This is a genomic window from Natronosalvus sp. KLKA75 (genome assembly GCF_059736265.1).
The window spans coordinates 1,613,102-1,627,113 of sequence record NZ_CM185522.1 but is presented as its reverse complement, the minus strand read 5'-3'; the positions used below and the strand labels follow the sequence as shown (position 1 = coordinate 1,627,113).

At 62.5% G+C, this 14,012-nt stretch carries 11 protein-coding genes; 7 read left to right on the top strand and 4 right to left on the bottom strand.

Annotated elements, in window-relative coordinates:
- Positions 1–70: 70 nt before the first annotated feature.
- Entirely contained in the window at positions 71–304 is a 234-nt protein-coding gene (locus AC6I65_RS07805; RefSeq protein ID WP_497901359.1) for a hypothetical protein, read from the top strand.
- Between the two features lie 269 nt (positions 305–573).
- Here AC6I65_RS07805 and AC6I65_RS07800 read toward each other — a convergent pair whose 3' ends face one another.
- From AC6I65_RS07800 to AC6I65_RS07790, 3 genes are all read right to left on the bottom strand, one after another.
- Positions 574–1,656: an oligopeptide/dipeptide ABC transporter ATP-binding protein gene (locus AC6I65_RS07800; RefSeq protein WP_497901358.1), complete on the bottom strand. Its 1,083-nt coding sequence runs from the start codon at positions 1,654–1,656 to the stop codon at positions 574–576.
- Positions 1,646–2,725 (bottom strand): ABC transporter ATP-binding protein, encoded by a 1,080-nt coding sequence (locus tag AC6I65_RS07795; RefSeq protein WP_497901357.1) that lies wholly within the window; start codon positions 2,723–2,725, stop codon positions 1,646–1,648. Before AC6I65_RS07795 ends, AC6I65_RS07800 begins: the two co-directional genes overlap by 11 nt.
- Positions 2,726–2,962: 237 nt before the next feature.
- Entirely contained in the window at positions 2,963–4,906 is a 1,944-nt protein-coding gene (locus tag AC6I65_RS07790) for an ABC transporter substrate-binding protein (protein WP_497901356.1), read from the bottom strand.
- 608 nt (positions 4,907–5,514) lie between these two features.
- Between AC6I65_RS07790 and AC6I65_RS07785 the strand changes: the two genes are divergently transcribed.
- The 3 genes from AC6I65_RS07785 (at position 5,515) to AC6I65_RS07775 (ending at position 8,789) form a co-directional block, all read left to right on the top strand.
- Positions 5,515–5,709: a hypothetical protein gene (locus AC6I65_RS07785; protein ID WP_497901355.1), complete on the top strand. Its 195-nt coding sequence runs from the start codon at positions 5,515–5,517 to the stop codon at positions 5,707–5,709.
- Between the two features lie 116 nt (positions 5,710–5,825).
- Positions 5,826–7,292: an amidase gene (locus AC6I65_RS07780; RefSeq protein ID WP_497901354.1), complete on the top strand. Its 1,467-nt coding sequence runs from the start codon at positions 5,826–5,828 to the stop codon at positions 7,290–7,292.
- Positions 7,293–7,469: 177 nt separating this feature from the next.
- On the top strand, positions 7,470–8,789 hold the full coding sequence (locus AC6I65_RS07775; RefSeq protein ID WP_497901353.1) for a neutral/alkaline non-lysosomal ceramidase N-terminal domain-containing protein: 1,320 nt from the start codon (positions 7,470–7,472) through the stop codon (positions 8,787–8,789).
- Between the two features lie 125 nt (positions 8,790–8,914).
- Here the strand turns inward: AC6I65_RS07775 and AC6I65_RS07770 are convergent, their stop codons facing one another.
- Positions 8,915–10,528, bottom strand: coding sequence for a glycoside hydrolase family protein (locus AC6I65_RS07770; RefSeq protein ID WP_497901352.1), 1,614 nt, complete (start codon positions 10,526–10,528; stop codon positions 8,915–8,917).
- 260 nt (positions 10,529–10,788) lie between these two features.
- Here AC6I65_RS07770 and AC6I65_RS07765 point away from each other — a divergent pair, with 260 nt between their 5' ends.
- Genes AC6I65_RS07765 through AC6I65_RS07755 form a run of 3 tightly spaced genes read left to right on the top strand, consistent with a single transcriptional unit; the run spans position 10,789 to position 13,826 of the window.
- Positions 10,789–11,781 carry a Gfo/Idh/MocA family protein gene (locus AC6I65_RS07765; RefSeq protein WP_497901351.1) on the top strand — a complete coding sequence of 331 codons (993 nt, stop codon included), beginning with the start codon at positions 10,789–10,791 and terminating at the stop codon, positions 11,779–11,781.
- Positions 11,778–12,773: a Gfo/Idh/MocA family protein gene (locus tag AC6I65_RS07760; RefSeq protein WP_497901350.1), complete on the top strand. Its 996-nt coding sequence runs from the start codon at positions 11,778–11,780 to the stop codon at positions 12,771–12,773. The genes AC6I65_RS07765 and AC6I65_RS07760 overlap by 4 nt, the downstream gene beginning before the upstream one ends.
- Before the next feature lie 48 nt (positions 12,774–12,821).
- Positions 12,822–13,826 (top strand): Gfo/Idh/MocA family protein, encoded by a 1,005-nt coding sequence (locus AC6I65_RS07755; RefSeq protein WP_497901349.1) that lies wholly within the window; start codon positions 12,822–12,824, stop codon positions 13,824–13,826.
- Positions 13,827–14,012 lie beyond the last annotated feature (186 nt).

Sequence of the window (14,012 nt, the reverse complement as noted above, 5' to 3'; positions counted from 1 at the left end):
TGTTTTCAACTGCATTGACTTCACCGACACCCGAACAGTTATATGGGAATCGACGGTGACACTCTACGTAATGGGGCGATCGTTCACCGCGGAACTGGGCAAGCAAGTCTGTACGTACAAACTCTACCTGATCTTCGGCGTCTCACTGGCCCTGGTCCTGATCGCGTTCTCGCTAGTTTCGCTCACCGTCGTCGAACCAGCGAGCGCGACGTATGTCATCGTCGTCCTGAACCTCGCAACGCTCGCTGTCCTCACTGTCGCCATGTCAGTCGCGATCGTCATCTGTACGAGACGTGACTATTAGTGCTCCGCCGAGCGTCGACCGATGAGTCAAACCGGCTTCAAGTCCGGTTCGATTCTTCGCTGTAAGCTCTGAACGCCCTCAGTGCGATTCCAAACCTGAATTGAGGGGTAACACCGATGGCGTCTACCTGTTTTCACTCACCAGTCGACCCTCGGAAGCGTACGAGTACCCCTCTCGTCGACTGTTTCCGGAATCGAGTATCGTCAGTAACCCCACCGGAGAAGACGAGAGCGAGCAATGAGCGTCTACGGCCAGTTCGTCGTCGCGATTCACTCCGGAAGCGGTTCGCTGTTCCAGTATTCGTGGTTCCGCTCAGACCGGAAGCACGCGACGTCCGAACGGCCGCTTTCGTCGGCTGGCGTCAACTGTGGAACCTGGGTCGTACACACCTCTCGAGCCTTCGGACACCGGGTGTGGAACCGGCACCCGCTCGGTGGGTGTTTCGGGTCCGGGATGTCGATTTTTCGCATCGGAAGTTCCTTCGCCCCTTCTTTCGCCGCGTCCGGATCCATGACCGGCGTCGCCCACCGAAGAATCTTCGTGTAGGGGTGTTTCGGATTTCGGATGATCTCCTCGGCGTCACCGATCTCGACCAGGTTTCCGAGGTACATGATCCCGATACGGCCGCCGACCTTCTCCGCGAAGTAGTACGCGTTGGCGAGGTCGTGTGAAATGAAGAGATAGGACGTGTTGACCTCCCGTTGCAGGTCGTGCATGAGGTCCATCATCTCTATCCGCAACGAGACGTCGAGGGCACTGACGGCCTCGTCGGCCAGAATTACGTCCGGGTTCATCAGGAGCGCACGGCCCAGTGCAACCCGTTGTTGTTCACCACCGCTTAGCTGGTGGGGATACCGCGACGCGTACGACGACGCCGGTTTCATCCCGACGTAATCGAGCAGTTTGTAGATCCGTTCCTCTCGATCGTCGACGCTCAAGTTTGGATACCACTTCTTCAGCGGCACCGACAGACTGCTGAGGATGGTTCGATTGGGGTTCAGTGAACTCCCCGGATCCTGATGGATGATCTGGAGCGACCGACGGATGTCCGCGAACGGGATGTCTACGTCACCACTTCCGTCCTTGGCGTCCCAGATATCCTGTCCGCGGTACCGTACCGAACCGTCAGAGGGTCGCTGCAGGCCGACGGCCGTCTTTCCCAGCGTGGTCTTTCCGCACCCGCTCTCGCCGACGAGAACGATCACCTCGTTCTCGTGGATGTCGAGGGAAACCCCATCGACCGCCCTGACGACCTCTGCCTTCTTCCGTCGAAGGGTCTGCATCAACGACCTGTCCGAAAACTCGACACCGACGTCGTCCAGCGTGACGACCGGTTCGGAACTACGGCTCATCGAACGTCACCTCCTGTTCCTGGTCGCTCAGTGTATAGGTGAGCTGTTCTCGGGCGTCCTCCCAGTGGTAACAGGCGACCTCGTGGTCGGCGCTCACGGGCTCGAGTTCCGGATCGACCGCCACACACTGCTCGTCTGCCAGCGGACACCGAATGTGATAGGAACACCCCTTCGGCACGTTGACCGGGTCTGGACTGTCACCCTCGATTGGTTGCATATCTTCCAGGGCAGACGACAGATTCGGGACGGCCTTCAACAGTGCTCGAGTGTAGGGATGGGCGGCGTCTTTCAGGATGTCGTAACACGGGCCCACTTCCACGAACTGGAACGCGTACATTACGGCGAGGCGATCGGCCAGATCCGCGACGAGCGGCAAATCGTGCGTGATGAAGATCATCGTGATCTCGTACTCGTCGTGGAGTTTCGCCAGCAGATTCGTGATCGAACGCTGCATCAGCAAGTCGAGCGCCGCCGTCGGTTCGTCCATCACCAGGACGCTGGGCTCGAGCAACAGACTGAGCGCGATCAGGGCGCGCTGTTGCATACCGCCACTCAGTTCGTGTGGATACGAGTCGAGAACGCGCTCGGGATCGAGATACAGGTCCGTGAGCAACTCGCGGCCGTAAGCCATTCCTTCCTCGACGTCGCGGTTGTGGGCCCGAAGCGTCTCCTTGAAGTGGCCGCCGATCGACATCGTCGGGTTGAACGAGTCCATCGCCCCCTGAAACACCATCGAGACTTCCTCCCACCGGAACTTTCGGAGCTCCTCTTCGTCGAGGTCCCGGACGTCGAACGGATCGCCGTCAGGAGGGTGGTAGATTACCTCGCCGGTCAACCTCCCTGGATTGACGACTGCGTCCAGGAGCGCCGATGCGAACATGGATTTGCCGCTGCCACTCTCGCCGACGATCCCGAGAATTTCGTTCCGATGGATATCCATCGTCACGTCGTCCATCACTTTCGACGTCCCTCGTTCCATGTCGAACGTAACGGATGCGTTCCGGACTTCGATCAGTGTCTCCCTCCCCCAGGAGTTTGGCGAGGTCGTCACTCCGTCACGTACGGTCACAGAGAGTCACCTGTACGGGAGCAGTCGACTTTACAGTGACGTTCGGTTCGTCACGTACCGAGAACTCGATCATCAGCCGTTCCATACCCAAAGGGAGGGTGGTTTTCTCACATAAGCTTTTAGGAACCTGTTTGCCGACGTATAGCTTTTCGTGGGACAGAAGTCGTGAGAGAAGAGGAAAGAGGGAGAGAAAGAAGACGGTGCTAATTCCGCTCACCGAGCGGCCGTGCGGGTTCGTTATGGGTACCCAACGGTGCCGTTCTTGATGAGGGGGTACAGCGCGTTGTTGGTTTCGAGCCGCCACTCCTCGTCGACCGACCAGTCGAAGTCACGCGTGTTGGCCCAGCGACCGGATTGGCGGTAGAGCAGGTCGATTTCCGGCATGTGGAAGTTCCACATCCAACACAGCTTTTTGATCTGTTCGTTGGTCCACTCGACGTCGTCCGTAACCATGATCTCGTCGACAATTTCGACCAGGTTGATCTCCTCGGTGTCGCCGGAGAGGTCGAGTTGACCGATTTCGGTTGGGATTTCCCAAACGAGCGGCTTCCCGTTGTACGGCGAGTGCGTGCGGCCGTCGTCGAGCCACTGCTGGATCGTATCGTTCGCAGCGCTGGTTCCACCAGTTGCGATCTGTGACACGAGGCGAAGCCCGAACGAGTGATTGTACCGGAAAAACCCAACCGGGTGCTGGTAGTCCGCTGCGTAGTGGCTGTACGGCGTGAGCCCCCAGTCCATGGTTTCGTTGAACCGCTCGGTCACCTGGTTCTGCTCCTGGCCCTCGAACACGACGGGGAAGCCGTACTCCTCGAGCTGGGCGTGGACGGTCTGTCCTGGGACGTTGAAGAAGTAATCCGTCCCGATGGGCATCAGGATCGGATCGAGTTCTTCGCCGTCCGGATTGTAAACCGTCCCGTCTTCGCGCGAGTAGCCACCGGCCTCGAGGAACTGATCTGCAAGTTCGTGGTCGGATGCCTGGGGTGCGTAGTCGATGAAGTTGTCCAGGTCGTCGCCGAGGTACGTATTGTTCCACTCCTGTTCGATGCCCGTGTGGACGTCGATTGGCAGTCCAGTCTCGAAGTTCGTGACGACGTCCTGCGTGTTGATGACTGCCGTTATCGCGCGACGAACGGCACGGTCCTGGAGTGCCTCGGTGTGGTTCCAGTTGATCGTCATCGAGTACATGAACTTCGAGGCGTACTTCGCGAGGTCCTGGTAGTGGTCGGGGAGTACTTCCCTGTACTTCTGTTCCATCGCGACGGACGCGAAGTCGACCTTTTCGTTCGATATTAGCTCGTCCTGTGCGGCACCCCCAGCGACGAGTTCCTCGTACTGTTCGATCTGGATGTCTTCGGACCAGCGGTGGTGGTCGACGGGTTCGAGCGTAACGCCCTGTGTGGACCAGTCGACGAGTTCGAACGACCCCGTGCCGAGCCCTTCGTTCATGTACTGGTCGATATCGATTTTCTTTTCGAGAACCTCAGTTGCGGCCGCATCACGTTCCTCGTCCGTCGACGCGTCCTGCAGCGCCTCGAGGTGGGGTTGCCACGTCTCTGCATTGAGGGAGTCAAGGTTACCGCTCACGCCACCCAGGTCGGTGGTCTCGATGAGCGCAGGATTCTTGGGCTCCTTGTAGGTGTACTCGATCGTCAGGTCGTCGACCAGTTCGATGTTCTCGTACTGGCTTCCGTCGGGTGACATCAGCCGATTCACTTCTTCCCACGTGTACAGGTCCTCTGCGGTGTACTGGTCGCCGTTCCAGAAGGCGAGGTCGTCACGAAGCGTCTTCGTGAGTACTAGGCTATCGAGGTCCCAGTTCCAGGACTCGAGAGCCGGCGTCTCGACGTTCCCGTTGTTGTAGACGATCGTTTGCCGGTCATTGGTGAAATCGGCCAGTCGGGACGGGAACTCTTCACCGAGAGGGTTGAAGTTGTACTCGTCGGGAAGCGTACTGCCGGCAATTCGGGTCAGCGTCCGGTTCTCACCGTTGCCCCCATTTCCTCCGTTGCCGCCGTTGCCTCCGTTGCCTCCGTTGCCTCCGTTGCCACCGTTACCACCGTCGCCGCCCGTACACCCGGCGAGACCGGCCGTCGCACCCGCCGTCAGGGCGAGAACGTGACGCCGACTGGTCAGATTCCTGTTGCTACGCGTGCCCACTGTAGGTTTGTCACCGTCTGGCATAGGAACCACACTCGCCCCAGGTACGATAAATCTTTCCCCGCGAAGTATGTGGATTCGCCTGGGAAATTTGCCGGGTTCTAGAATTTACTGGCCGTTCCTCTTTACTTACCCAAATCGTTATGGAACTATCTCGTGCAAGTTCCGACCGCCAGCCGCGGCGAATCCAGAGACGACTGGTAGCCGAGGTCTGGTCGGTCAGAGGCCGGTCACAGAAGAACGAGAGGTGCCGAACGGGTGCGGTCAGAAAGCAATCCTGATTCGATCCGCTGTTCGCGGTCGGCGATTGATACGCTCGACTCGAGCTGATCCTTCGCCTCGATGTACGACCACGTTCGCTCGCGACAATCACCCACATCGTTCTGGAGGGGGTCAGAAAATCGATCGAAAGAGATCACTCGAATCGTTCGAGCCCGTGAATAGAGATCGGACGACGACAGCGACAGGTATCCAGGGAACCAATATCCAAAAGCGACGGGACGCTCCGAAGACGAATGGGCGAAGACTATAACTCATGCCGGGCGAGCAACGTGAGTATAGATAGCGAATAGCATGACGAGCAACTCGTGGAGAAAAATGGTTCACGGTTGCCCAACGGACGTCGAGGGTTCGTGGTCGGTGCCGCGGCCGGAGTACTCGGACTCGGGGCGACGAAACTCGCACTCGAGCTACGCACACCCTACGACATCAACAGCTTCGACTATCACGAGGCCCGGCTCCGTGCGGCCGGACACAGCGATCCGCCGCCACGGGCCCGTCGAGAGGCGGTCTTCGACTGGGTCGCCGAGGACATGCCGTCGACCTGAGGAGTGTTGGCCCTCGAGGCGTGAACTCGGCTGTCGAGGAACCACAATCGGTGGATTCCTCGAAGCCGACGCCACCAACACGCTTTTGCCCCCTCCGAGACCTTCTTCAGCGGACTATGGCCAGTGATCGTCGCTTCGATCCCGCGTGGGAACTCGCAGAACGCATCCGCAACGGAACCGTCAGTCCAACGGCGACCGTCGACGCTCACCTCGAGCGAATCGACGCGCGCAACGACGACGTCAACGCCTTCATCACCGTCGCGGCGGATCACGCCCGCGAGCAGGCCCAAGAGGCGAAACGGGCGCTCGAGGACGGCGAGTCGGTCGGTCCGCTCCACGGGGTACCCGTCGCACTCAAGGATCTCACGGCCTTCCGCGAGGGGATTCGACACACGTTCGGCTGTCGAGCCTTCGCTGACAACGTCGCGACCCACACCGCCGAGTTCGTTCGCCGACTCGAGGACGCCGGGGCGATCGTGATCGGCAAGACCAACACGCCCGAGTTCGGTCACAAACCACTCACCGACAATCTGCTCGTCGGACCGACCGCGACCCCGTTCGATCTCGATCGAAACGCCGGTGGCTCCTCGGGCGGGAGCGCCGCAGCGGTCGCTGACGGACAAACCGCGTTCGCCCAGGGCGGAGACGCGGCAGGATCCGTCCGTATCCCGGCGGCGTGGTGTGGCGTCTACGGATTGAAACCGTCCTTCGGACGGATCCCGGAATCCGCACGTCCGAACGCGTTCCAGTATCACTCGCCGTTCATCTGCAAGGGCTTTCTGACGCGATCGGTCAAAGACGCCGCGATCGCCCTCGAGGTCACGGCAGGACCGAACGCCCAGGATCCGTTCGCCTTGCCGGCGGATGACGCCGATTACGTCTCCGCACTCGACCGACCGATCGACGAGTGGTCGATCGCTTACAGCCCCGACCTCGGGGTGTTCCCCGTCTCGCAGTCGGTTCGGGCCTGTATCGAAGACGCACTCTCCGCGTTCGAGCGAGCGGGCGCGACCGTCGACCAGGTCGACGTCGACATGGGCCACACCCTCGAGACGCTCCGAGACCGGACCCGTTTCGGACTGATGCAGGCGTTCACCGCGAAGATTGCCGACTCGATTGAGGACCGTAGCGGCATCGACTTCCTCGGCGAACACGCCGACGACGTTCCCGAGGAGTTTCGCGATCGAATCCGGGCGGGTCGGAGGTACTCCCCCGTCGATATCGGCCGGATGAACCAGGTTCGGACGGCGATGTTCGACGGCGTGCAGACCGTCTTCGAAGACGAGGGATACGACCTTCTCGTGACGCCGACGTCGTCCATTCCACCGATCCGAAGCAATTCGCTCGACGACGTTCGTGTCGACGGTGAACCGGTCAATTCGCGGGCCGACTGGCTGTTGACGTGGCCGTTCAACATGACCGGTCACCCCGCCGCGTCGATTCCGGCGGGGCTGGTGGACGGACTCCCGGTCGGGATGCAACTCATCGGCCCGCGCTTCGGCGACGAAACCGTGCTCACGGCGAGTGCGGCATTCGAACGCCACCAGCCCTGGATGGACTGGTACGCGACGGTGCAGGCATAGTAGTCCCAGCGAGGCGGGTACCACGGCACGACGGGCCGCTGGCGACTGGCCACGGACGACGGACAGCACGGTCGCCACCGCTCTCGCGGACGACCCACTCGTTTTCGGCTGCTTCGTCGAGTGACGATGCCCACCACAACCGGACCGTTTTTGCCCCCGGTCGAACAGAGTAGTGTCATGAGCACGACGGACAACGATCACGAGTGGCGTGCAGGAACCGCGAGCGAGGTTATCACGCCCGAGGAGTCCATGCGAATGGCCGGTTTCGGTGCCCGCGAGGAACCCTCCGAGGGAACGCTGCAGGACCTCCACGCGAAGGCGATCGCCCTCGAGGACGAGAACGGGACGCGCTTCGTTGCCGTCGGGGTCGAGATCCTGGCAATCTCGCGGCCCCTGCACGCGACGGTCACTGACGCCTGTGAAGACCAGTACGACCTCCCGGCATCAAACCTGCTGTTGAACGCTTCGCACACGCACTGCGGCCCGATCTACCGGGAGCGCAAGACCGAGGTCTTCTCGTTGAACGACGAAGAGCGTGCGCAAGCGCGAGCCTACGCCGCGTACCTGGAGGAGACGCTAATCGAACTCGTCGGCGAAGCACTCGCGAACCTCTCCCCCGCCTCGATCACATACAGTCACGCCCGCTGTGGCATCGCGATGAACCGACGCATTCCACTCGAGCAGGGGATCGGCTTTCAGCCGTACCCGGACGGGCCGGTCGACCACGACGTGCCGGTGCTGGCGATCGAGTCACCGGACGACGAGACGCTTCGGGGGATCTTATTCGGATACGCCTGCCATCCGACGAGCCTGTTCATCCGGGAGTGGGCCGGTGACTGGGCCGGGTACGCCATGGAACACCTCGAGGAGGAGTACCCCGACGCCACCGCCGTCTTCGTCCAGGGATGTGGCGGCGACCAGAAGGCCTACCCCCAGCGCGACCTCGAGTTGACGAAACACTACGGCAAGTCCCTCGCGACGGCCGTCCGCGGCGCGCTCGTCGCAAAGCGCCGTGAGGTTCACGGACCACTCCGGTGTGTGAAAGAGGAAGTCGACCTCGAGTTCGAAGACCCGCCGTCCAGGGAGGAACTGGAGACACAACTCGAGTCCGAGGAGCGCTACGAGCGGCGTCACGCCGAGCACCTCCTCGCGGAACTCGACGAGCACGGCGAGTTGCCGCGCACCCATCCCTACCCGATCCAGGCCATCGGATTCGGCGGGGACCTCACGGTGGTGGCGCTGACGGGCGAGGTGCTGGTCGGGTACTCGCTGAAGCTCAAAGAGCGGCTACCCGGTCCACTGTGGGTTGCCGGGTACTCGAACAACTACATGACGTACATTCCGACTGTCGACGACCTCTTCGCCGGCGGCTACGAGGCGGATCGGTTCGTTCACCTGACGGAACTGCCCGCGAAGTTCGACCACAGCGTCGAGGATCGAGTGCTCTCGACGGCGACGGCGCTCGCTCGACGCGTCGGGCCGCCGGACGAGCGGTAACGGGCAGGGACGTCGAGTGGAACGGACTGGTCCTCGCCGATCCAACCGATCTCGATTATCGAACATCCCAAAGGCCGACTCCTTGAGCAGTCACGGTATGATCGCGTTCTCGCAGGACTCGCTCGTCACCACCAGTCGTTCTGGTGCGTTTCAAGGTTCGTGAGATCACCATCGTCGAGGGCGTCCTCGTTCACACCGTGGAACTCCGACAGCCGTATCCGAACGCCGTCGACCTCTCCCTGGATGACCGAGTCCGTGTTCCAGATTTTACAGCCGTGGATACGGACATTCGAGAGTTCACCTACGGAGTCGACCACCCAGTCGTCGTCACGGGTGTGCTCGATGAACGCCCTCGGTTCGTCGCCGTCTCCCACGTCGAACGCGCAGTTGCTGAAGTCGATGTGGCGGACGACGGACGTCTCGTCGAGAATCCGGCACTCGACGAATTTGTCGAGGTTTCGCGCGGTACAGTTGCTGAAACTGACGTTTTCGATGAGATCGTTCGCCCACGTCCAGAGGACGACCGCCGCCGGAATCTGGGCGTCGTGGTCGGCGTATCGGGGCGCCATCGTACAGGAGTCGACGCGGCCGTTTCGGATCTCGCCGGTGAACGCCGAGAACGCGATCGTGTCGACGTCGCAGTCCGAGATTCGGAACCCGTCGACCTCCTGGATGATACCGATGCGACGGACCGAGCAGCCCTGTATGGCGACGTCCGTAATGCCACCGCGCACGCCGTGGATCGCCAGGTGTTCGTCCATTCGACAGTCGGTGAAGGTGAGGTGATGACCGCCGGTACCGCCCTCGCCGATGCTCGGGGCCGCCTGGATGCCCGGCCCGTTCACGTTGTCGTAGGTCGAACAGCGGACGACGTCGACGTGTTCGCAGGTACCCCGGAGGGTGATGCCGTCATAACCGGTGTTGCGCGCGAGGCAATCAACGATCTTCGAGCGCGTGCAGTCGGTGAAGACGATACCGTAGCGCCAGTCGACGTTCTCGACGGTGATCGAGTCGAACCGCGCGTTGTCGACGGTGTGGAGCCAGACGGGACCCCAACGGATGCCGTTCTGGTCGGAATCGACACCCTCGAAGTCGATGTGACCACCGCGGACCGTGATGTCGTGGTTGCCGTTCTCGTGGTCGTCGTTAGTGATGAGTGCGGCACCCCCGTGGAACACCTCCGTGTCGCTTTCGTCCATCGTGGACGTGATGGTGACGCCGTCGAGAATCTCGAGGGTGAACTCGCTGGGGAGGTAGACCGTTCGATTCCACTCGCCCTCGTCGCCGTAGACGACGACCTTGTTGTGTCCCTCGGCGTCGGCCGCGTCGACGGCCTCCTGGACCGCAGCGGCCCCCTCCGCGACGTCGACGTAGCGGACGTTGTTGATCAGGTCTCTATCGTTCGTCGCACGCAACACGCCATCCTCGATAGTGAGATCCTCGCCTGCGAAGTCGGTGATGGGGTCGGACCCGGCCATCTCGAGGGCACCGAGGTCGCTCAGGGTGTGTCCCTGTGCATCGACGTCCTGTTCCCATCGACGAGGTCGTGGGTTGCTGGTAGCACCGACCTGCCCGACAGCGCCGCCCAGCAGACCCGCACCGGTGACGCCCGCCAGCGCCATCGCCGCCCGTCGAGTGACTGTTCCCTCCTCTCGCTCGCCCGCTGGTACTCGATCCGCCGCTTCGCCTGTCGGGTCGGTCGACTCCGAGGATCCGCTATCTTGTCTATTGGTAGCCATTCGCACTGTTGGCAACACCCATGAGGGTTATAAGTAAATTTCCTCAGGAGGATGTTTCTTATAGAAAAAGAAATAAATAGGGTAATTAGAAGCAATCGGATGCGTTACGCACTGTGAACGCGCTCGAGTGCTGATCGAAGCGAGTGTTCTCGCCTCGAGTCGATGTACGGAAACGAGCACAGAGGCGACGGTGCGAGACCACAACCCGCGTCAGCAATTGACACAATACTTATCGTGCCCCTCCCTGTACGCCTCGAGTGATGGTACGGATCGGAATTCTGGGCCGCGGCTTCATGGCGACCGTCCATGCGCTGCGGTACGCCGAGCTGGATGGAGTCGACGTCGTGGCCGTCGCGTCGCCGAGCGGCCCGAACGAGTTCGTCGCCGAGTACACCGACGGCGCGACGCCCTACGACGACGCCGTCGAGATGTACGACGCGGAACCCCTCGACGCAGTCGACGTCTGCACGCCGACGCACACCCACCGGGAGCTAGTCGTGCCCGCAGTCGACCATGGCCTGGACGTCCTCTGTGAGAAGCCCATCGAGCGAACGATGGCCGACGCGACGGCGATGGTAGACGCGGCCGCCGAGGCGGGCGTGACGTTCATGCCGGGCCACACCCTCCGGTTCTTCCCGGAGTACGCGAAAGCACGAGAGCGAATCCAGGCGGGCGACATCGGCACCCCCGGAAACGCCCGTCTGTTCCGCCAGTCGCCGTTCGCGGAGAAGAACGCCTGGTTCGTGGACGACGAGAAAAGCGGCGGGGTCCTCCTGGATCTGGCGATCCACGACTTCGACTTCCTCCGGTGGACACTCGGCCCGGTCGAACGCGTCTTCGCTCGACGCAAGCAGTGGGACGACCACGAGTACGCACTCGCTACGCTCCGCTTCGAAAGCGGCGCGGTCGGCCACGTCGACGCCCGCTGGCCTAACCGCCCCGACCTCCCGTTCGTCACCCGGTTCGAACTCTCCGGCGACGAGGGCCTGCTCGAGTACGACAGCGAGGCGGTTTCGCCGATAGACGTCTACAGCACGACCGATTCCGGCGAGCCCCAGCGAGACCCGATCGACGAACCACTCGAGAAGGACCCCTATCGACTCGAACTCGAGGCGTTCGTCGACTGCGTGCGCTCGGGTTCGGAGCCGCCGATCACGGGCAGCGACGGACTGGAAGCACTCCGGATCGCGCTCGCGGCGATCGAGTCCGCGAACACCGGACGGCGCGTCGCGCCCGACGAGGTGACGGCATGACGCTCCGTATGGGTATCCTGTCGACCGCGCACGTCCACACGAACGGATTCGGGTCTCGACTGAACGCCCGGACGGACGTCGAGTTCGTCGGGGTGACCGACGACGACGGCGAACGCGGTCGCGAGGCGGCGGATCGATTCGACGTCGAGTTCCTCGAGCCTACAGCGTTGCTCTCATCGGTGGACGCGGCCATCGTCTGTTCGACGAACGTGACCCGGCGCCAGTGGGTCGAACGGGCGGCCGCCGCCGGCGTCCACGTCCTCTGTGAGAAGCCGCTCGCGACGAGCCTCGAGGACGCCCGCGCGGTCGTCAACGCCTGCGACGACGCGGGCGTCCAGTTGGGCGTCTGTATGCCGTTGCCGTTTAGCGTTCCCGCGAAGCGGGCGAAGGAAGCCTACGAGGCGGGCGAGATCGGTGACCTTCGGGTCGCGGTCGGTACGAACCGGGCGTGGCTGCGCGACCGCCACCTGACGGGGTGGTCGGCCAGTCCCGAACACGCTGGCGGCGGCGCGGCGATGGACCACACCGTCCACATCGTCGACCTGGTACGCTGGATCACCGGCGAGGAGGTCGTCGAGGTCAACGCGGAGTTTTCGACGATGCACGACGGCGTCGAAGTCGAGGACATCAACGTGCTCTCGATGGCGCTCTCGGACGGGAGCATCTTCACCCTCGACGGATCCTGGGACCGGCCAGACGACTGGGACTACTGGGGCGACGCGACGCTGAACCTGATCGGCACCGACGGCGAACTCTCGATCGACGTCTTCGACCAGACGCTCAAGCGCACCCGCGAGGGCGAAGGCATCGACGGCGTCTACTGGGGTTCGATCCCGGACGACGGGTTGCTTCAGGATTTCGTCGACGCGGTAGAGAACGACCGACCGCCCCTGGTCACCGCCGAGGATGGTCTTCGCGAAACCGCCGTCGTGCTCGCAGCCTACGAGTCAGACGAGCGCGGCGAACCAGTGGCGGTCGAGTACCGAGACTGACGCCGACTGGAGGCACATTTTTATACCGGCCGCGTGATGGATTCGGCGATGACTGAAGACATTCCGGTCCGCGTCGGCATCGTCGGGCTGGGAACCATCGGACGAATTCATGCGACGCGAATCGACGACCTCGGCGCCGAACTCGTCGGCGCAGACTTAGACGAGGACGCGCGGGCGTCGTTCACGGACGAATTCGACGCCCCGGCCCACCGCGATCACCACGAACTGCTCGAGTCCGGCGTCGACGCGGTGATCGTCGGCGTTCCAAATCGCATCCACGAGGAAATCGCGGTCGATGCCCTCGAGGCAGGCGTGGACGTCCTCCTCGAGAAGCCACTGGCGCACTCCGTCGAGAGCGCCGAACGGATCGCGGCGGCTGCCCGAGCGGCCGACGGATTCTGTACGGTCGGGTTCACGATGCGGTTCTCGAGTCTCACGGAGCGAGCGATAGAGCTCCGGGACGAGGGATCGTTCGGCTCGCTCTCGCACGTGAGCGTCGACTACCTCCGACGAGGCGGCGTCCCCGGCGGCGGGCGGGGCTGGTTCACCGACGAGGGACTGGCCGGCGGCGGCGTGCTGATGGATCTGGGCGTTCACATCATCGACCTCGCCCTGTACCTGCTCGACTACCCGACCGTCGTCGAGGTGAGTGGACGGGCACGCTCCGAGTTCGGCGAGTACGACGTCGACGACTCCGCGACCGCCTTGCTCCGGTGTGCCGACGGGCAGACGATCTCCGTCGAGACGGCCTGGCACGCCACGGCCGTCCCCTCGAGATCGTGCGTCGTGCGAGGGAGCGAAGGTGGCGTGTCGTTCCAGGTGAGCGAATCCGACCTCGCGTTCGTGAGCGCCGACGCCGACGCCGACGTCGATACCCTCTCCGTCGAGGCCAACGACATGCACCTCGCGGAGGACCGGGCGTTCCTCGAGGCGGTCGCCGGCACCCGCGATCCGCCTGCGGAGACGGTCGAGGAGGCGCTCGTCGTCCAGCGAGTGATCGACGTGATCTACCGGTCCAGCGAGAGCGGTCGGGCGGTGCGTCTCACCGAGTAACCGAACCGTACCGGACGCTTCCTCTTCGAACGTGCGGTGACTCGACTAGCGTTCGGAGAACACCACGATGGCGATTTCTTGCGAGTGCTCGAGCGAAGAGCGGTGAACCAGAACGGGGAGCACGAGAAGAACGGGGGAAGCGGGAACGAAGCCCCACCGTTATATCGACGCTCGTACATTGGCGAC